The organism is Kribbella endophytica (assembly GCF_054781295.1).
This window is the reverse complement of record NZ_BAAGUR010000002.1, coordinates 997512-1017133: the sequence shown is the minus strand read 5'-3', so window position 1 is coordinate 1017133 and position 19622 is coordinate 997512. Positions and strand designations below refer to the sequence as shown.

15 protein-coding genes and 1 riboswitch are annotated in these 19622 nt (G+C 70.2%); of the genes, 6 read left to right on the top strand and 9 right to left on the bottom strand.

Annotated features, from left to right (window positions below; genetic code table 11):
- Window positions 1–916: 916 nt before the first annotated feature.
- The 3 genes from ACYVIO_RS23195 to ACYVIO_RS23185 form a co-directional block, all read right to left on the bottom strand.
- Entirely contained in the window at window positions 917–1675 is a 759-nt protein-coding gene (locus ACYVIO_RS23195; protein ID WP_460652959.1) for a RodZ domain-containing protein, read from the bottom strand.
- An 86-nt stretch (window positions 1676–1761) separates the two neighbouring features.
- Entirely contained in the window at window positions 1762–2436 is a 675-nt protein-coding gene (locus ACYVIO_RS23190) for a hypothetical protein (RefSeq protein WP_460652958.1), read from the bottom strand.
- Between the two features lie 752 nt (window positions 2437–3188).
- A complete protein-coding gene (locus tag ACYVIO_RS23185; RefSeq protein WP_460652957.1) occupies window positions 3189–5810 on the bottom strand; it encodes an FtsK/SpoIIIE family DNA translocase in 2622 nt (873 codons plus the stop codon).
- Window positions 5811–6289: 479 nt separating this feature from the next.
- Here ACYVIO_RS23185 and ACYVIO_RS23180 point away from each other — a divergent pair, with 479 nt between their 5' ends.
- Window positions 6290–7393, top strand: coding sequence for a hypothetical protein (locus tag ACYVIO_RS23180; RefSeq protein WP_460652956.1), 1104 nt, complete (start codon window positions 6290–6292; stop codon window positions 7391–7393).
- On the opposite strand, the gene ACYVIO_RS23175 is transcribed toward ACYVIO_RS23180, so the two are convergent.
- Both ACYVIO_RS23175 and ACYVIO_RS23170 read right to left on the bottom strand, forming a co-directional pair.
- The gene (locus ACYVIO_RS23175) at window positions 7394–8164 is read right to left on the bottom strand and encodes a DUF4184 family protein (protein WP_460652955.1); all 771 of its coding nucleotides are present in this window, start codon (window positions 8162–8164) and stop codon (window positions 7394–7396) included.
- A 51-nt stretch (window positions 8165–8215) separates the two neighbouring features.
- A complete protein-coding gene (locus tag ACYVIO_RS23170; RefSeq protein ID WP_460652954.1) occupies window positions 8216–8731 on the bottom strand; it encodes a DinB family protein in 516 nt (171 codons plus the stop codon).
- Between the two features lie 129 nt (window positions 8732–8860).
- Window positions 8861–8974: riboswitch (SAM riboswitch) on the top strand.
- A 15-nt stretch (window positions 8975–8989) separates the two neighbouring features.
- On the opposite strand from ACYVIO_RS23170, the gene ACYVIO_RS23165 reads away from it, so the two are divergent.
- Entirely contained in the window at window positions 8990–10354 is a 1365-nt protein-coding gene (locus ACYVIO_RS23165) for an aminotransferase class V-fold PLP-dependent enzyme (protein WP_460652953.1), read from the top strand.
- 57 nt (window positions 10355–10411) lie between these two features.
- Here ACYVIO_RS23165 and ACYVIO_RS23160 read toward each other — a convergent pair whose 3' ends face one another.
- Together ACYVIO_RS23160 and ACYVIO_RS23155 are read right to left on the bottom strand one after the other, a co-directional pair.
- On the bottom strand, window positions 10412–12460 hold the full coding sequence (locus ACYVIO_RS23160) for a prolyl oligopeptidase family serine peptidase (RefSeq protein ID WP_460652952.1): 2049 nt from the start codon (window positions 12458–12460) through the stop codon (window positions 10412–10414).
- Between the two features lie 47 nt (window positions 12461–12507).
- Window positions 12508–14040, bottom strand: a complete 1533-nt coding sequence (locus ACYVIO_RS23155; RefSeq protein WP_460652951.1) for an alkaline phosphatase D family protein — start codon at window positions 14038–14040, stop codon at window positions 12508–12510.
- A gap of 135 nt (window positions 14041–14175) precedes the next feature.
- On the opposite strand from ACYVIO_RS23155, the gene ACYVIO_RS23150 reads away from it, so the two are divergent.
- Together ACYVIO_RS23150 and ACYVIO_RS23145 are read left to right on the top strand one after the other, a co-directional pair.
- Complete coding sequence (locus ACYVIO_RS23150; protein ID WP_460652950.1) at window positions 14176–14877, top strand: GAF domain-containing protein; 702 nt, start codon at window positions 14176–14178, stop codon at window positions 14875–14877.
- Between the two features lie 115 nt (window positions 14878–14992).
- A complete protein-coding gene (locus tag ACYVIO_RS23145; protein WP_460652949.1) occupies window positions 14993–16075 on the top strand; it encodes a fatty acid desaturase family protein in 1083 nt (360 codons plus the stop codon).
- A 10-nt stretch (window positions 16076–16085) separates the two neighbouring features.
- Here ACYVIO_RS23145 and ACYVIO_RS23140 read toward each other — a convergent pair whose 3' ends face one another.
- The gene (locus ACYVIO_RS23140; RefSeq protein ID WP_460652948.1) at window positions 16086–16658 is read right to left on the bottom strand and encodes a TetR/AcrR family transcriptional regulator; all 573 of its coding nucleotides are present in this window, start codon (window positions 16656–16658) and stop codon (window positions 16086–16088) included.
- Window positions 16659–16742: 84 nt separating this feature from the next.
- Between ACYVIO_RS23140 and ACYVIO_RS23135 the strand changes: the two genes are divergently transcribed.
- Both ACYVIO_RS23135 and ACYVIO_RS23130 read left to right on the top strand, forming a co-directional pair.
- The gene (locus tag ACYVIO_RS23135) at window positions 16743–17486 is read left to right on the top strand and encodes an alpha/beta hydrolase family protein (protein WP_460652947.1); all 744 of its coding nucleotides are present in this window, start codon (window positions 16743–16745) and stop codon (window positions 17484–17486) included.
- Complete coding sequence (locus ACYVIO_RS23130; RefSeq protein WP_460652946.1) at window positions 17483–18670, top strand: YbfB/YjiJ family MFS transporter; 1188 nt, start codon at window positions 17483–17485, stop codon at window positions 18668–18670. The genes ACYVIO_RS23135 and ACYVIO_RS23130 overlap by 4 nt, the downstream gene beginning before the upstream one ends.
- Here the strand turns inward: ACYVIO_RS23130 and ACYVIO_RS23125 are convergent.
- Window positions 18567–19598, bottom strand: coding sequence for a LacI family DNA-binding transcriptional regulator (locus ACYVIO_RS23125; protein WP_460652945.1), 1032 nt, complete (start codon window positions 19596–19598; stop codon window positions 18567–18569). The two genes, ACYVIO_RS23130 and ACYVIO_RS23125, sit on opposite strands and share 104 nt — an antisense overlap.
- Between the last annotated feature and the right edge of the window lie 24 nt (window positions 19599–19622).

Genomic DNA, 19622 nt, shown 5'->3' with positions numbered 1-19622 from the left:
GCCCCAGGTCTGCACGCCTGGGCGGTCGACCACGCCCAGCACGCGAGCAGCCAGGTCCCAGAGAGCACGCGAGAGGAGCGCATAGTCGAGATGGACGAGGCTCAGGTCCTCGGCGCGGTACTCGGCGAGGTAGTCATCCAGCTGTCGAGTTTCCGCCGCGATCCAGAGGTCGTGCTCCCGCGGAGCGAACACAGCCACATCAGTCAGCGTTGCCGTGGTGCCGGGCTACGCGCTGAGGTGCTCGGCTTGCATGCGTTGGCGTTGGGTCCGGGTCGCATGCGTTGACGTGAGCCTTCTCGCTCGCGTTGACGTGGGCTCGGGTCATGCGCGCCGCCGGGGGCTCGGGTTCCCACGCGTTGGCGTTGGGTCCGGGTCGCACGCGTTGACGTGAGCCCTCTCGCTCGCGTTGACGTGGGCTCGGGTCATGCGCGCCGCCGGGGGCTCGGGTTCCCACGCGTTGGCATGGGTGCGGGCCGCTGGAGGAACGGGCGTCGAGTCTGTTGCGTTGGACCAGCTGCGCAATATTGCCAACCTGCTCAGGGCACGCGCGGGTCCGGGGAGCGCAGTGCTGGAAGCCGGAGGGCAAGTACCCGCTGACCGCGACCGGCGGCCGGCGGCCGCGCGACCATCGCGGCGGAACTGACCCTGCATGGCCAGACGCGGTGTTCGCGACGCCGACGGAGACCGTGGTGCCCGTGCGGGCCGGTGAGCGTTCGGCTTAGGCGTGGCACGGGGCGGCTACTCGGCGGGCGGGTAGCAGCACGATCGCCGGCTGCGGGATCCGCGTGATCGCGGAGGTGCGCGACAACCCCGGCGCCCGGCTGGTGTTCCTCGGGCGGCGGGGCGGGGATGGCCCCGATCCTGGACGCCGCTTGTCGGTCCGGTCGGCCGCTGGTTCTCGCGCTGCGGGTGGAGGTCAGGCGGGTTTTTGGATGGTGCCGGTGGGGGTGATGGTGAAGCGTTTGGTGGTGGGGACGGCTTTTTTGCCGTTGATGGTGATCGTGAGGTTCTTGAGAGCGCCTGCCGAGACTCGGATGGAGCCGGGGTAGGTGACGGTTTGTGTCGAGCCGGTGCCGAGGAGGCCCTGGAAGAGGACTTCGCCGTAGTAGTTGCGGAGGGTTACGTAGGTTCCTTCGCCGGTGGACTTGAGGACTACTACGACCTTCGTGGCGGGCTTGGGCTTCGCCGGGGTCGTGGGCTTCGCGGGCGGCGGCTTCGTCGCGGTGGGTTTGGGGGCGGGGGTGGTGACTGCCGGCGTCGGGCTCGCGCTGCGGGAGGCGTTGGCCTCGACGTCGCTGGGCAGGGTGAACAGGCGGACCATTCCCCAACCCATCAGGCCGACCAGGATCGCGCCGACGACGACCGCCCAGCGGGGGCGGACCGGGTGCAGGCGGGGTTTGCGGGGCTCGATGCGTTCGTCGCGGCGGGCGCGGTCGGGCTCCTTGGGTGGGTAGGCCTCGTCGAACGCCGCCAGCAGCGGCGCCGGGTCGGCCTTGACCACGCGGGCGATCGAGCGGATGTGGCCGCGGGCGTAGAAGTTTCCACCGCAGCGGGCGAAGTCGTCGGCCTCCATCGCGACCAGCAGACCTGTTCTGATCCGGGTGGCAGCACTCAGCTGCTCGATGGTCAGGTCCGCCCGTTCGCGGGCCGCCGTGAGTTCACTGCCGATGGTCACGTTCCCACCGCCTCTCCACCGCCCGTGTGCTTACCGATCCGCCGACATCAAGTCAACGGCCTTGGCCCGACGGGGTCACGGCAGAGTCAGATTTGTTCCCTGACCGGACATCTCGCGTCCGCCAGCATGTGCAGAGCCTGTACCACTTCCCCGTTCGACGGCCGTGCCGTCAACCCGAACGGTACCGCGAGAGAGGTCCCGGTGAGGCGACGGTTGGCATCGGTGGTCCTGCGCGTCGCGGCCGGCATCGCCGCGAGCATCGGTCCGGGGTCGAGCAGGTGGACGGCGATCCGGCCGTCGTCGAGGGGGTGCCTGCGACGCAGGACGGTCACCTCTTCGATCTCTTCCCAGCGGGTGCCGATCCACTCGTCGCCGATCCGCAGGCGGATCCCGACGCGGTCGGCGACGAGCATGTCCCCGACGGTCAGAGCGCGGGCACAGACCACGGCGAGCGCGGCGAACGCAGCCGCGGCGAACCAGCGCAGGACGCCGGTCGGCGAGGTCGACGCGGAGGTCGCGAAGCCGATCGCCACCAGGGCGGCGCCAATCGCGATACCGCCGTGGACTTTCTGCGAGGAGCGGACGGTGAACTCCTGCAGCAGTTCCTCGGGTTCGACGTCGAACTCCTCGACCTCGAACTGCGTGTCGTGCACCGATGCCTCACCCTCGTACGCCGGGACGTCGCCCGGGGCTTCCAACTGCTCGTCGTGCACCGGCGCTGCCTCTCGGGCCTCGACAGGGGTCTCGTTGCGGACTCGCACTGGGCCTCCTCGCGACCCACTCGACGCCTGCGCGCCAACCAGGGTCAGGCTCGGAGCCTCACCAACCGCGAAGCCGACGGGGGCTTCAGCAATCGGGGCACTCGGCCGGGTCTGGGGGCGCTGGGAGTCCGGCCGGGTGCGGGAGGCCTGGGTATCGGGCCGAGCCCGGGAGGCGTGCGAGTCCGGCTTGGTGCCACTCGGTGCCTGGGAGTCAGCGACGTTCACGGGTGCTGGCGCCTGGGCTGCGCGGGCCGGGGAGCCTCGGCGTGAGCTGCGTCGGGATGGTGAAAGGTTTGCCTCGACGGGGACCGGCCTCAGCGCAGTTGGCGAGCCGGGGACGCCCGCAGGTACGGGGTTGAAGGCGACCTGGGGATCCGAGACGCCTGCTGACACGGGGTCAGAGGCAGTTTGGGGATCGGCAACGCCGGCAGGCCCGGCGGGAGGGGCGGTCTCCGAGGTGGGGATGACCTGAGGGTTCGGGGAACTCTGCTGGGCATTCCGGCCGGCAGGCGATGTGTCGGTGCCGCGACCAGCGGATACCTGCTGGGTCCCTCGGTTCGAGGGGCCCTCGCGGACTGCGCGGCGGGATGACGGCGCTTCTGTCGGGGTGTGGGCCGAGGGCGCCGGGGTGGTGCTGCGCTTGGGGGCTGCTGGGATGGGCTGGGCGCTGCGGCCGTGGGGGTGGAGTTCGGGGGCGGCGGGGGTGGTGGGGTCGGACGGCTCACGGGGGATGGTGGTTGGGGCCGGCACGGTCACTCTCCTCGCAGGGTGGCGACGAAGTCCTCTAGGTCATCGGGTTTGACCAGGACGTCTCGGGCCTTGGAGCCCTCGCTCGGCCCGACCACTCCCCGGCTCTCCAGGATGTCCATCAGGCGGCCCGCCTTGGCGAAACCGACCCGGAGCTTGCGCTGCAGCATCGACGTGGAACCGAACTGGGTGGAGACGATGAGCTCGGCGGCCTGGACGACCAGGTCGAGGTCGTCGCCGATCTCGTCGTCGAGGTCCTTGCTCGGACCGGCCACGGCCGTGACGTCCTCGCGGTACGTCGGCTGCAGCTGCTCCTTGCAGTGCTCGACGACGGCCTGGATCTCGTGCTCGGTGACCCAGGCGCCCTGGATACGCATCGGCTTGCTCGCGCCCATCGGCAGGAACAGACCGTCACCCTGGCCGACCAGCTTCTCCGCGCCGGGCTGGTCCAGGATGACCCGGCTGTCGGCCAGCGACGAGGTCGCGAACGCCAGCCGGGACGGAACGTTGGCCTTGATCAGACCGGTCACGACGTCCACCGACGGCCGCTGGGTGGCGAGCACCAGGTGGATACCGGCCGCACGGGCCAGCTGGGTGATCCGGACGATCGAGTCCTCGACGTCGCGCGGGGCGACCATCATCAGGTCGGCGAGCTCGTCGACGATCACCAGCAGGTACGGGTACGGCGTGAGGACGCGCTCGCTGCCCGGCGGCGGCTTCACCTTGCCGGCGCGGACGGCCTTGTTGAAGTCGTCGACGTGCCGGTAGCCGAAGGCCGCGAGGTCGTCGTACCGCATGTCCATCTCGCGGACGACCCACTGCAGCGCCTCGGCCGCCTTCTTGGCGTTGGTGATGATCGGCGTGATCAGGTGCGGGATGCCCTCGTAGCTGTTCAGCTCGACCCGTTTGGGGTCGACCAGGATCATCCGTACCTCGTCGGGCGTGGACCGCATCAGGACCGAGGTGATCAGCGAGTTCACGAACACCGACTTGCCCGAACCGGTCGCACCCGCGACCAGCAGGTGCGGCATCTTCGCCATGTTCGCGACCACGAAGCCGCCCTCGACGTCCTTGCCCAGGCCGGCCACCATCGGGTGGTGGTCGTTGCGCGCGTTCGCCGAGCGGATCACGTCGCCGAGGCTGACGATCTCCTTGTCGGTGTTCGGGATCTCGATACCGATCGCGGACTTGCCGGGGATCGGGGACAGGATCCGTACGTCGGCCGAGGCCACGGCGTACGCGATGTTCTTCGACAGCGCGGTGACCTTCTCGACCTTCACCGCGGAGCCGAGCTCGACCTCGTACCGGGTGACGGTCGGGCCGCGGGTGTACCCGGTGACCTGGGCGTCGATGCCGAACTGGTCGAACACCTCGGTCAGCCGGTCGACCACCGCGTCGGACGCCTTGGTCCGGGCCTTGTGCACCGAACCCGGCTTCAGCATGTTGCCGTCGGGCAACGTGTAGGTGATGTCGCCGGACAGGCTGAGCTGCTCGACGCGTTGCGGCAGCGGTGTGTGCGGCGGCGGTTCGGGCGCGGAGTCGCCCTTGCCCGACTTCGCCGGGGCGGCAGCCGCGGCGGCCGAGGCGGCGATCGGGTCCGCGGCGTCGCCGTCGACGTCGTACGGGTCGTCCTCCTCGACCGGCGGCTTGGCCTTGCGGCCGCGCTTGGAGAGCTCGCGACCCTCCAGCACCGGCGAGTCGTACGGCTTGATCGTCGGGTCGCCGTCGTCGAGCGCGGCCTTCGACCTGCGCTCCTTGCGGGTCAGCCGGACGGTGTCGTCGGTGCTCGGCTGCGCGGACGGCGCGTCGGCGGGGATCTCGGTCCTGCCGAGCAGTACGTCGAACGCAGCGCGGACGCGGAGCGGGATGGCGTAGATCGGCGTCCCGGTGACGACCAGCGCGCCGAAGACCGACAGCAGCACCAGCAGCGGTGAGGCGACGTACGACGTCAGCAGGTCGGACAGCAGCGACGAGACGACGTATCCGATCGCACCGCCGGCCTCTTGGAGCGGCATGTCGCCGTCCTGGCTCGGGCGCGGGATGCCGTGGGCGATGTGGACCAGGCCGAGGATGCCGAGTGAGATCGCCGTCCAGCCGATCACCTGGCGTCCCGCCGGGCCGTTGCGGTCCGGGTGACGCAGGGTGCGCAGCGCGATGAACAGGAGCATCAGCGGCACGGCCCAGCCGAGCATGCCGACGCTGCCGCTGACGACCGTGCGGATCGCGTTGCCGACCGCGCCGGGCAGGGTCCACCAGATCGCGGCCGCGACGATCACGGCCAGCCCGATCAGGCCGAGGCCGGCGCCGTCGCGGCGGTGCGCGGGATCGAGGTCGCGGGCGCCGTTGCCGACGCCGCGCACGATGCTGCCGAGCAGGTGGGCGAAGCCGAGCCACAGCTTCACCAGCCCGCGGCCGATGGCGATCATCGCGGCCGCGAACGGGCCTGCTCCCCCGCCGGATTTGGGCGTGCTGGTCCGCGCGGCGGTGCTACCACCGCGCTTCGCGCTCTGCCCACGCTTCTGGGCGCCTGACGGACGGGAGCGTCCACCGGCTGCCGAACGCGCCGTACTCGGGCGCTTGGCTGCCGACTTCTGCGCCCGCGCCGGGGAAGACGTGCGGGTCGCCATGTCTAGCAGGCTACCCCGAGGACCACTCGAGTCACACGTGTCACACGCCGGTCACGCTGCCCCATCCGTCGCGTCACAGCGCAGCTCTCCCACCGGTGGGGAGGAGGGAAGCAGGAAGAAATGAGGAAGAGAGGGAGGAGGGAGGAGGGAGGAGGGAGGAGGGTGGAGGCCGGGGGCGGGGCCGGAGCCGGGAGGCTGGAGCCGGAGCCGGGGGCCAGGAGGCGAGGGCCGGGGGCCGCGGTCCGGAGGCGGGGGCGGAGGGCGGAGGCGGAGGGCGGAGGCGGAGGCGGAGGCGGAGGCGGAGGGAGAGAGGGCCGAGGCCGAAGGCTCACCCCAGCAGGGTCAGGCAGGGCGGAAGGCCGTCCGTGTAGCGTCGTTCGGCGGGGCGGTTCGCAGGCAAAAGCTGGTCGCGGGCGAACCAAATGGGCGTGGCGGGCATCCGACCTGGCGGGGGTCGAGACGAAGGTGGGCGTACCGAGGTGAAGAACGTACGAGTTCGGCTGATCATGCTGGTGGCCGGACTGACGGTGGCGGCGGTGACCGCGGGTGCCACGCTGGCGGTCCGGAGGGTTCCGCACGACAGTGTCAGTGCCGCCGGTCCGCTCAGCGGGACGCCGTCGGCCTCAGCGTCGACGCCCACCGACGTGAAGGTCGACCTCGCCAAGCTCCCCCTTGGCCAGCTGCCGCAGATGGCTTTTCTGGTCGACCGCGTCGTACGCGGCGGCACCGGCCCGGTCGCGACTGTGCCAGGCAAGGAGCCGATCCAGCAGGTCGTGCGCTTCGGCGGCGGTCTGCTCGCGATCCTCGAGACCGGCGACGTGACGACCGAGCTCCGGCGGGTCGAGCCGTACTCCGAGGCGTTCAGTCCCGGTCGGGTCGCCAATGTGAGCAGCCTGGTGGCGTCGGCCGAGGAGGACCTCGCCGCGTACGCCGTGGCCGGCCAGAGCGCGATCTACTGGGTCGACTCGCGGGACTCCGAGCTGGTCCAGCGGTCGTTGAAGCGGCCGGAGTACGGGCGCACGCAGGTGCTCGCCGTACGCGGTGATCTCGTCTACTTCAGTGCCGAGGGCAAGGGATACCCGGCGCCGGAGACGTACTACCGGTGGGACTCCAAGTCCGGGAAGGTGACGGCGATCAAGACCGTCCACGGGCTCGAGGGGCTCAACACGGCAGGCACCGCAGCGGCCGACTTCATCAGCGGTGCGGCCCAGACCTTCTGCAGCGCGGTCACCGAGCTCGAGACCGGCAAGCGGCGGTTCCGGACCTGTGACTACTCGCTGGACGGGTTCACGCCTGACGACCGGACCGTTGTGGCGAGCGAGGACTTTCGTGGCAGCGGGGCCGAGGAGTTCACCGCGGCGCTGGACGCGAACTCTGGCCACGTACGGCGGCAGTGGGTGGGCGTCCAGTTCGTGATGGCGGTGGCCGAGGACGACGACCACCTGCTGATGGTGGTCGATACCGGGGAGGACACTCCGGTCGGCATCATCCGGTGCAGCATCGGGACCGGGAAGTGCGAGGTAGCACTGCCCAGAGACCGCTACGGCCGGAACAACGTGCAGCTGCTCGGCGCCCGGATCTGATCAGGTACGGCGAAGCCGGAGCGCCTGCCAGACCAGCACGTAGAGGACCAGGGCCGCGACGGCACCGGAAGCCAGGCCGGTGAGTGTGAACCGTACGACGGCCTCGCCGACCAGAGCGTCGTCCGAGTCAGCAGAAGCACGGCGTACGGCGACGACGGCGAAGGCGAGCGCCAGGACGCAGGCAGCAGCCAGTACGCCGTACCGGGCAGCAGGCGCGAGGCCGTTCCCGACCGGCCGAGCGGTGGTGCGGCGCCACCAGATCACCAGGTAGATGGCGACAGCTAGTACGCCGCCGATGCTGCTGACGTACTGGAGGACTCGGTTGACGTCCCAGGTCGGTGTGATCGACGTACTGAGGAACGACCAGTGCTGGACGAAGTAGCCGTCGCCGTGGGTGAAGGAGTCCCACACCACGTGGGTCAGGCCGCCGACGAACACCGAGACGACAGTCCAGAGCACACTCAGCCGCTGAGGAGCAGCGAGCCGACCGGCCAGCGACGGCGGAGCCAGCGCGATCAGCGGACGCCGGAGGATCAGCTGGTAGACCAGCAGAGCGAGCAGCGCCAGCAGCGGGTCCAGCCAGAACGCCGAGGTGAACTCGTGCGTGAGGGTCAGCGTGAAGTTCCCGTGGATGTAGCGGGTCGCGAACGTGTAGAGCGGCCCGATGTAGAGCAGGTCGGGCGCGAGCGCGCCGGCCACCAGCGCCGCCGGCACGAACGGGTGCCGCAGCAGCGGGAGGACGGCGGCCGGGTGGGCCAGCGGGAAAGGCACGGCCGCAGCGTAGGCGCTTAGGGGCTCAAAGCAACCGTCGGGGCCGACCGATCAAGCCCCGGTCACACCATCCAGATGCTCGCGCAGCAGGTCGGCATGCCCGCAGTGCCGCGCGTACTCCCCGATCAGATGGATGTAGATCATCCGCAGCGACGATTCCTCGCCCGAGAACGTGAACCGATCGTCCAGCGACCGCCCCGCGGCCGCCTCGTCGGAGAGCTTCCACTCCTCGACCAGAGCCTCGTACGACGCCTGCGCCTCGGCCGCGTCGATCTGCTCGAAGTCCGCGTCCTTGCCGAGCGCCGGATCGAAGACCGGCTCGGCCGGTACGTCGGCGAAGTGGATCCGGAACCAGATCCGCTCGACCTTCCGCGCATGCCTGATCAGGCCCAGCAGCGACAGCGTCGACGGCGGAGCGCTGCGCCGGGCGAGCTGCTCAGGACTCAGGCCCGCGCACTTGTAGAGCAGGGTGTGTCGGTAGAAGTCCAGGTAGCCGGCCAGCAGCTCGCGCTCAGGAGCCACGAGCGATCCGGTCGGCCGTTCGACGGCAGGGGCGGTCCAAGTCATCCGCGCATCCTCTCCGATCGCCCGCCCGGACCGCATCCCAATAAGCCCATCTCACGATGTGGCGGGAAATCTCAGAAAGCGAGATAGCTGCTAGCGCATCCACCGGTCCGTTGCTTATCGTCTTGGGCAGGTCATGAGAGCCAGCGACAAGCCCCGGCTAGCTGGACGGCAACCCTCCACCGCGGTGGGGTGCCCCGGGTGAGGACCAGGCCGTGCGGACACCCCGTTCGGCAAGTGCGGACCACCGGGAGCAGCAGCATGTCGATCCTCTCCATCCTCGAGCCGGCCAACGCCACGGCGACGCGTCAGGCCGTCACCCGGCTCACCACCGGCAGCATCCCCGCCACCGTCGGCGCCGACCTTCTGGTCCCGCTGGCCGACGGCCGGGTCACCGACTACGCCAACTTCGACCACGGCGCCAGCGCGCCGTGTCTGGAGTCGGTACGCCGTGCGGTCGAGGCGGCGCTGCCGTCGTACGCGTCGGTGCACCGCGGCAACGGCTACGCCTCCCGGATCACCACCCAGTGGTACGAGCGGGCCCGCGCCGAGGTGCACTCGTTCGTCGGTGCCCGCGAGGACGACCAGGTGATCTTCACCCGGCAGACCACCGACGCGCTCAACCTGCTCGCCAAGGCACTGCCCGCCGACGCGACCGTGATCGTCTTCGAGTCCGAGCACCACGCGGCCCTCCTGCCCTGGCCGGCCGAGCGGACCGTCCGGCTCGCGGCTCCGTCCACCACTGCCGGTGCCGTCACCGCTGTCGCCGACGCACTGCGCCAAGCGCCGGAGGGCCCGCGGCTGGTCGTCGTGACCGGTGCGAGCAACGTGACCGGCGAGATCTTCCCGATCGCCGAGCTGGCCGCTGTCGCCCGGGCCCACGGCGCCCGCATCTGCCTGGACGCCGCCCAGCTCGCTCCGCACCGCGAGGTCGACATCGCCGAGCTGGACGTCGACTGGGTCGGCCTGTCGGGTCACAAGCTCTACGCCCCGTACGGTGCCGGCGCGCTGATCGGCCGGGCCGACTGGCTCAACGCGGCCGACCCCTACCTGTACGGCGGCGGCGCGACCGCCTCCGTCACCGCCGACGCGACGGTCTGGAACGAGGGCCCGTCCCGCCACGAGGGCGGCTCGCCGAACGTCATCGGCGCGATCGCCCTGGCCGCCGCGTGCGCCGCGATCAGCCAGCACCGCGAGGCGATCGAGCAGCACGAGCGCAGCCTGCTCGCCCGGCTCCGCACCGGCCTGGCCCAGATCGCCGGCGTCACGACGTACGACGTGTTCGGCGCCGACGCCGACCGGGTCGGCACCGTCTGCTTCACCATCGAGGGCATCAGCTCGACGCTGGTGTCCGCGGCGCTGTCGGCCGAGTACGGCATCGGCGTCCGCGACGGCAAGTTCTGTGCGCACCCGCTGGTCGGCCACCTGCTGCAGGACTCCCCCGAGCACGCCACGGCGGTCCGCGCGAGCCTCGGCCTCGGCACGAGCCGCGAGCACGTGGACCGCCTGGTCACCGCGGTTCGCACGCTGGCGACCAAGGGCCTGACCCGGGACTACGAGGAGTCCGCGCACGGCTGCCAGCCGGCCGACGACCCGCGCGACCTCGTGGCTCCCCAGATCTGGTGAACCCCCGCCACTGACCGACGCGCTGAAACGACCTCCCCACCGCTCGGGGAGTCAGCTCTACTCCGGTGAAAGACCTGTGTGGTGAGCGGCGAACGCCAGCAGGTCGGCCCACTCCGAGGCGACCATGGCAGCGGGTTTCCCGAATCCGTGGCCGGTGTCGACCTCGATCCTGCTCAGCACCGGAGCGTCCCCCGCCTGCGCGTGCTGCAGCGCGGCGATGAACTTGTGGCTGTGCAGCGGCACCACCCGGTCGTCGTGGTCACCGGTGACCACGAGCGTGGCCGGGTACGCCGTACCGTCGTGCAGGTTGTGCAGTGGTGAGTAGGCCAGCAGGTCCTCGAACTGGGCCGGGTCGTCGGGCAGACCGTAGTCCGACCCCCAGCCCGCTCCCACTGTGAACAGATGGAAGCGCAGCATGTCCAGTACGCCGACGCCAGGCAGTGCGACGGCGAAGAGGTCCGGCCGCTGCGCCATCACCGCTCCGACCAGCAGGCCGCCGTTGCTGCGGCCGTGCATCGCCAGCTGCGCCGGTGTGGTCACCCCATCAGCCACCAAGTGCTCAGCGACCGCGATGAAGTCGTCGAACACGTTCTGCTTGTTCGCCAGCCGCCCTGCCTCGTGCCACTCGCTGCCGAACTCACCACCGCCCCGCAGGTTGGTGACGACCAGCACTCCCCCAGCAGCCAGCCAGGCCGCCCAGCCCGGCCGGTAATCGGGAAACACCGGGATGCGGAAGCCGCCGTACCCCCACTGCAGCGTCGGCCGCGGCACGTCCAGAGCCAGGTCGCTGCGACTGATCACGTAGTAAGGCACCGAACGGCTGGGCTCAACCCGCCGCTCAACCACAACAGAGGGCGGCGTGTACGACGCACCCGCCGGCACCAGCTCGGGCAGTGCTCGCACAGCCCCGTCGACCACCACGTAGGCAACAGTCGGCTCGACAGAGGTGGAGAAGCCGACGAACACCTCGTCAGACTTCACCGAAGCATTCAGCCCGACCAGTCCACCAGCACCGACCTCGACGACCCGCGCGTTGCCGCCTGAGACGTCGTACAGCGTGACCACCGGCTGCGCGTCCACCAGCGACACCGTGACCAGCCCGGCCGCGGTCCCCCGCACCTCGATCAGCGTCGCCGCACTCTCCGGAATCACGTCCTCGAACGATCCGGACAAGTCGCTCGAGACCACCCGCCCACGCGGCGCGTCCCGATCGGTCCGCAGGATCAGCCGGTCGCCGGACATCCGCACGAACAACGCCTCGTAGGCGAACTCGTCGATCACTTTCACCGGCTCACCGAGACCGCCGTCCACCAGCGGGTAGAGCCACAGCCGGGTCCGCGGGTCGGTGCCCTCGAAGATGTGCAGTACGACGTACCGGTCGTCCTCGGTCACGTCGACGTCGAAGTAGAGCCGCTCGTTCGGCAGCCGCAGGACCAGCTCGTCCTCGCTCTGCGGCGTGCCGACCCGGTGCAGCTTGAGCTCGCCGGCGCCGAGTGCACGCGTCTCGGTCCCCTCGCTGCGTCCGCCCGACGGGTAGTGCACGTACAGGTACGCCGAGGAGTCCGGCAGCCAGGTCGCCTCGCTGAACTTGGCCTCGCCGACCACGTCGTCGACCGGCGAGCCGGTGGCGATGTCGAGCAGCCGGAACGTGATCCAGTCGCTCCCGCTCTCGTTGATGCCGTACGCGAAGTACTTGCCGTCCGGGCTGACCGTGAAGGTGCCGAGCGAGTCGGTGCCGTCGTCGGACAGCGTGTTCGGGTCGATCAGCACACGACCGCCGGCGAGCAGCTCGTCGAGCGACTCTGCGACGTACACGACGTCCTGGGCCTGGGTGCCGTCGTTGCGACCGACGAAGTACCAGCCGGCCTTGCGCACAGGGACACCCGCGCGCGGCCGCGCCAGGATCTTGCTCATCGTCTGCTGGAACCACGGCCGTTCGCCGTACGACGACAGCTCGGCCTCGGTGAACGCGTTCTGCCGCGTCACCCACTCCTTGGTCTCGGCGGAGTCCGGATCCTCCAGCCAGCGGTACGGATCGGCGATCTCCCGGCCGTGCAAGGTGTCGACGACGTCGTCGCGGCGGCTCTGCGGGTACTCGGCGCTCATGGGCTCCAACCTACCGAGGCACCGGCCCGCAGAGCCGACGGTTTTCCCTAGCGATGGCCCGCCGGCGGGAGGTCCTTGCGCCAGAGCACCGTGCCGTACAGGTCCCGCAGCGACACCGTGAACACCTCGCTGCGCGGGTCGATCTCGACGTGCCCGAAGAACTGGTTGCCCCCGCTCGGCGGCTGGTTCGGGAAGTCGGCCGCCTTGACGAACTCCAGCTGCGGCCCGAACGTCGGGTCGAGCGCGTTCGGCCCGAAGGTGCCGGCGTTGACCGGCCCGGCGACGATCTCCCAGAACGGGTCGAAGTCGGTGAACGTGGCCTTCGCCGGGTCGTAGCGGTGCGCGGCGCAGTAGTGCACGTCCGCGGTCAGCCAGACCGTGTTCTTCACCTTGCGGCGCTTGAACTGGCTGAGCACCCACCCGATCTCGTGCTCGCGGCCACCGGGCGCACCGGCGACGCCGTTCGCGACGGCCTCGATCAGATCGCCGTCCGGAACCAGTACGCCGAGCGGCATGTCGCTCGCGATCACCTTCCACGCCGCCTTCGACGACGCGACCTCGCGGACCAGCCAGGCGGCCTGCTCGGCGCCCAGCATCGCAACCGGGCCCGCGACACCCGGCGCGGGGTTCGCGCCGCGGTAGGTCCGCATGTCCAGGCAGAACACGTCGAGCAGCGGGCCGTAGCTGACCTTGCGGTAGATCCGCTCCTTGCCGCCCTGGTGCGCGATCGGCAGGTACTCCAGGAACGCCTTCTTCGCCCGCTGGGCGAGCACGTTCACGCGCTTCTCGGTGTACCGGTCGTCGGTCAGGATCTCGCCCGGGTACCAGTTGTTCAGCGTCTCGTGGTCGTCCCACTGGCTGACGATCGGTACGTCGGCGTACAGGTCCCGCAGGTTGTGGTCGAGCAGGTTGTACTTGTACCGGCCGCGGTACTCGGCCAGCGTCTCGGCGACCTTGGAGACCTCCTCGGTCACCACGTTCTTCCACACCGTGCCGTCGGCAACGTTCACCGACGCCTCGATCGGGCCGTCGGCGTAGATGTTGTCGCCGGAGTGCAGGAAGAAGTCCGGGCGCGTGCGGTGCATCGCGCGGTAGGCGAGCATGCCGCCGAAGTCCTCGTTGATGCCCCAGCCCTGGCCGACCGTGTCGCCGGTCCAGACGAAGCTGACGCCGCGGTTGCGGCCCGGCGTACTGAACGATCCCTCGAGGCTCTCGCCGCGGCGACCGTAGGCGTCCTCGAAGGACACCCGGTAGTCGTAGCGCTGGCCCGGCCGCAGGCCCTTCAGCGGCAACTGGGCGGTGAAGTCGTCGTCCGGCCCGGTGACCGGGCCGCGGAGCCGGATCGCCCGGTCGAAGCGGCCGTTGCCGGTCAGGTCGACGACGAGGCGGGAGCGGCGGTCGGTGCGCGACCACACGACGGCGGAGTTCGCGGTGACGTCCCCGCTCATCAGGCCCGACGGCAGGGCCGGGCGGTCCCGGCGTACGACGGACGGTACGGCGGCGGAAGCGACACCCGGTACGGCGAGCGAAGCGCCCGCCACGGAGGAAACGGCCAAGAGCTGGCGGCGGCTCAGGTTCATGGGTCCGAAGGTGCTCCTCGCGGGTGACTGCCGCGTGACGCGGAGGCGAACTGACTGACAACTCAGCGACGCTGGTCCGGGCCTTGTGGCAGGGCCGATGATGGAGACACCGACCGGAGAAGGGACGATCAGCGCATGAGCAGGGAACGCCGCCTCGCGCAGGTCTTCGTCCTCCTCGCCGACACCCTGGTCGACGAGTTCGATCTGGTCGACTTCCTGGGCGTGCTCGCCGAGGTCAGCGTCGAGCTGCTCGCGGTCGACGCGGCCGGCCTGATGCTGGCCGACGACCACGGCGTACTGCACGTGATGGCGTCGTCGGACGACCAGGCCGAGATCCTCGAACTGGTCGAGCAGCAGCACGAGGAAGGGCCCTGCCTGGAGTGCTTCAGGACCGGGCAGGCGGTGATCGACGCCGACATCAGCCGCTGGCCGGAGCTCGCGAGCTCCGGCGGCTACCTGTCGGCCCATGCCCTGCCGCTGCGCCTGCGCGGCCAGGTGATCGGTGTGATGAATCTCTACCGCTGCGACCCCGCGCCGCTCGGCCAGGAGGACGCGGCGCTCGGTCAGGCGCTCGCCGACATGGCCACCATCGGCCTGCTGCACGAGCGTGAGATGCGCGGGTACGTCGAGCTGACCAGCCAGCTCCAGCACGCCCTGGACAGCCGCGTCCAGATCGAGCAGGCCAAGGGAATGCTCGCCGAACGGGCCGGCGTGACGCTGTCCGCCGCCTTCACCGCGATGCGCTCCTACGCCCGCGGCACCGGTCAGGGTCTGACGACGGTCGCACAGGGAGTGTTGGAAGGATCACTCAGAACGTCCACGCTGCTGGCTCGCTAGTTGCGTGTCGCCTCGGGGCGTGGTTCCGTTGAGCCACACAGCCACTTACTCGTGGCGCTGCCCCGGACCCGGTAGCGCATCGACTGATGCACTCCAAGGGAACGAGGCGTTTTCTTTGTCGCAGACCGTCACTGACGATTCGAGGCCGCAGCAGCGGTTCACCAGTCTGTACACCGACCTGTCCCACACGGTCCGCGACCTCGGACTGCTGAAGCGACGGTACGGCTACTACTGGACCCGGATCGGACTCGTGCTGCTCTCCCTGGGCGGGATCATCACCGGATTCATCCTGCTCGGTGACTCCTGGTTCCAGCTCCTGATGGCCGGCGCGCTGGCCATGGTGCTGACCCAGGTCGCCTTCCTCAGTCACGACAGCGCGCACCGGCAGATCTTCGACTCCGCCGCCTGGAACGACTGGACCGCCCGGATCCTGGCCGGTGGCCTGGCCGGGATGAGCATCGACTGGTGGCGCGGCAAGCACAGCAAGCACCACAACGCACCGAACCAGATCAGCAAGGACCCCGACATCGGCATCGGCGTGGTCGCCTTCACCCCCGACCACGTCGCGAGCCGGACCGGTCTGGTCAAGTGGCTGGGCGACCGGCAGGGCTGGTTCTTCTTCCCGCTGCTGACCCTGGAAGGTCTGAGCCTGCACGTCGCCGGCCTCCAGCACCTGATCCGGCGTGACGCGACCAAGCTCCAGCGGATCGAGGCCGGGCTCGTGGTGACCCGCCTGGCCGGCTACGTCACCGTCTTGTTCCTGCTCCTGCCGCCCGGCAAGGCCGCGGCGTTCCTCGGCCTGCAGCTGGCCCTGTTCGGCGTCATGCTCGGCGCGTCCTTCGCCCCGAACCACAAGGGCATGCCGCTGGTCCCGGCCACCATGAAGCTCGACTTCCTGCGCCGCCAGGTGCTGATGTCGCGCAACATCCGCGGCGGGGTCGTCGTCGACTTCCTGATGGGTGGCCTGAACTACCAGATCGAGCACCACCTGTTCCCGAGCATGCCGCGGCCGACCCTGCGGCACGTCCGGCCGATCGTGATCGAGTACTGCGCCAAGCACAAGGTGAAGTACACCGAGGTCGGTTTCTTCGAGTCCTACGGCATCGTGATCGACTACCTGAACAACGTCGGCCTGCGCGCCCGGGACCCGTTCCAGTGCCCGCTGTCGGCGGCCATGCGCGCACCCGCCACCAGCTAGGCGGGATCCGCTAGGAATTCAGCAACAGCAGAGCCGCGGCCAGTGCGTCATCGGCCGCGGCTCTTCCCGTGCCGTGGTGGTCGGCGAGCACGGTCGCGCCTTCGAGCAGCATCAGCAACTGACGGCCGGCCCGGTCGGGGCGGGCGACCTCCGCCGCCGTCGCGATCTCGGTGAACAGGGCCAGGTAGCGATCCAGGTGCCGGGCGACGATGGTCCGGGCAGGCTCGACGTGCCGTTGCGCCGCCGCGTTCACGATCGCGCAACCGCGGAAGTCCGGTTCGTCGTACCAGTCCCCCAGCACCCGGAAGACCGCGGTGAGCCTGGCGGCCGGGTCGTCACCGGCAGCGTCCGCCGCGCCCCGCATCCAGGCCTCGATCCGGTCGCTGCGCAGCTGCAGGACCGCCTCGATCAGGCCGTCCTTGGAACCGAAGTGCCGGTAGAGCGTCTCCTTCGACGCACCCACCGAGGCACACAGCTCGGCGATCCCGACGCCGTCCAGCCCGCGCTGGTAGAAGACCAGGCTCGCAGCCTCGAGCATGCCCGCGCGGGTTCGCGAGGGATCGAGGGAACTTCCTTTGGCCACCGGCACAGTCAGATGGTACCGATCGGATCGATGTCCTGCTAGCGTGTCGATGGTACCGATCGGTTCGATCATGACGAGGTGCCCATGTACGCGAGCACGCCCGCCTTCGCCGTCCGCAGCGCCGGCGTCGACCTCCCCGGAGTACTGCATCTCCCGGCCGGTCCGGGACCGCATCCGACGGTCCTGCTGCTGCACGGCTTTCCCGGCAACGAACGCAACTTCGACCTGGCCCAGGTCCTCCGTCGAGCAGGGTTCGCCACATTGGTCTTCCACTACCGCGGATCCTGGGGCGCGGCCGGCTCGTGGTCGTGGAGCAACGTGCTCGAGGACGCCCGTGCGGCGGTCGCCGCTCTGAGGTCGGCTCCCGAGCTGGATCCGGACCGACTCGCCGTCGTCGGGCACAGCCTCGGCGGGTTCACCGCACTGCACACCGCCGCGGCCGACCCCACCATCCCGGTGGTCGCTTCGATCACCGCCTTCGACCTCGGCGACGCCGGTACGGCGCCGGATCCCGACCAGTACGTCGAGCCGTTCGACGCGGAACTCCTCCCCCTGCACGGCACCAGCGGTCGCGCGCTCGTCGACGAACTGGTGGCCCACGGCCCCGAATGGCGGCTGGCAGACCTCGCACCGCGGCTGGCGGGCCGGCCGGTGCTGCTGATCGGCGCGAGCCGCGACGTGGCCGCGCCGTACGAGCAGCATCATCTGCCGCTCGTCGAGGCCTACCCCCAGGCCGAGCACCACCTGTTCCCGACCGATCACTCACTCTCCGACCACCGGGAGGAGCTCGCGACCACTCTGCTCGACTTCGTGCGGCGGCACCTGTGAAGTACCGGCTCGCCCTGGGGTCAGCGGTCGCTCTCGGCTTCGCACGGTTCGCCTACGGGCTCGTCGTACCGGCCATGCGCGATCGGCTTGGCTGGTCATTGGCCGACGCTGGACTCCAGACCACCGCGAACGGAGTCGGTTACCTGGTCGGCGCGGTCGTCGTCGCGATGGTGGTCCGCCGGCTGGGCAGCGCGCGCACGTTCCAGCTCGGCATGGTCGTCACGACCCTCGCACTGGCCGCGACCGCGGGCACGTCCTCGCAGCTCGCCCAGTTGTTGCTGAGGGCAACAGCAGGGACGGCCGGCGCGCTCGTCTTCGTGGCCGGCACCGTGGTCGCCGCACGCCTCGCGGCGACCGATCGCTCGGCCGTCACCGTGTACTTCGGGGGCGCCGGGCTGGGCGTAGCGCTCAGCGGTTCCGTGCTGCCGCTCCTGCTCGACGGCGACTCGGGCCGCTGGCCCCTGGCCTGGCTCTTCCTGGCCGGCGGCTCACTCGTGGCGACAGTGATCTCGTGGTCGGCGGTCAGCGCGGTCCCCTCGGCGCCGGACACCACAGCGCGACTCGGTCGGCTCTGGCCGGTCGGGATCGCCTACGTCCTGTTCGGCGCCGGCTACATCGTCTACATCACCTTTCTGACCACGTACCTGCGGGCCGAACACAGCGGCGCCCACGAGATCGCGGCGACCTGGACCCTGATCGGAGTCGCGGCGATCGTCGCACCGATCCTGTGGAACCGGCCGCTGGCGAGGTGGCGTGACGCGCGGGCGATGGCCACGTTGCTCGCGCTGCAGGTGATCGCCGCTCTGCTTCCGTTGCTGCACCACAGCAGGACGACCGTGCTGATCTCGGCGGCGGTCCTGGGGCTGACCTTCCTCAACGTTCCCGCTTCGGTCGCGGCGCTGGTACGGCGTACTGTCCCGCAACCGCACTGGACCGCGGTGATCGGTGCGCTCACCGTGCTCTTCGCCGCTGGGCAGACCGTCGGTCCGTGGCCGGCAGGATGGTTGTCCGACCGCCTCGGTCCCTCGGCCGCCCTGGGCTGGACAGCGGCCCTCTGCGCGGCCGGCGCGCTGACCGCGCTCAGCTGGCGGGCGGGATCTCCCCCGACCCACGAATCGTCAGCTTCACCGGGACCCGAACAGTCCGGCCGGGACGGTGCGGCTCGGGGAGACGCTCCGTCATGAGCTGGATCGCGGTCCGGGCCATCACATCGGCGGACTGAGCGACAGCGGTGAGCCCAGGACTCAACAGGTCGCCCAAAGCCAGGTCGTCGAACGACACCAGGGCAACGCGGTCGCGGCGGCCGGCCATGCCGCGGAGGACCTCCGCGGTGGTCATGTTGTTGGCCGAGAGCAACGCGGTCGCCGGCTCCGGACGATCCAGTACGGCGGACAGCGTGATCCCGATGCCCTCGGTGGTCGGCTCGGACAGGTGAACCAGGTCCTCGTCGACCTCGATCCGGTGCCGGGCCATCGCCGCGCGGTAGGCCACGACGCGCTCGCGCGCCGTGAAGATCCGCTCGTCGTCGCCGAGGTACGCGATCCGGCGGTGGCCCTGGCGAACCAGGTGGTCGATCGCCTGGTCGATGCCCCCGGCGTTGTCCGCCAGTACGGCGTCCGCCTCTATACCGTGCGCCGGCCGGTCGATCGTGACGACCGCCATCCCGGCGTCGACGTGCGGCGCCAGGTACTCCTGGGTCTCCCCGATCGGCGCCATGATCAGCGCGTCCGGGCGCCTCGCGACGAACTCCAGGCAGACGTCCCGCTCACGTTCGGGGTCCTCGTCGGTCAGACCGATCATCACGACCGAGCCGCTGCCCCGGGCCCACAGCTCGACCGCGCGGCCGAGCGAGGCGAAGAACGGGTCACCGATGTCGCGGATCACCACGGCGATCGTGCCGGTCCGGCCGCGACGCAGCATCCGCGCCGACTCGTTCGGCGTGTAGTTCAGGTCCTTGATCGCGGCCTGGACCTTCGCGGTCAGCTCGGGGCTGACGTTCGGCTCCTCGTTCACCACCCGCGAGACGGTCTTCAGCGCGACCCCGGCTCGAGCCGCGACCTCCTTCATGGTGGGCCGGCGCTGCCCCGCTCCGTTGACGCCAGTAATGCTCACAGGCCCACCCCTCCCCTAGAAGCC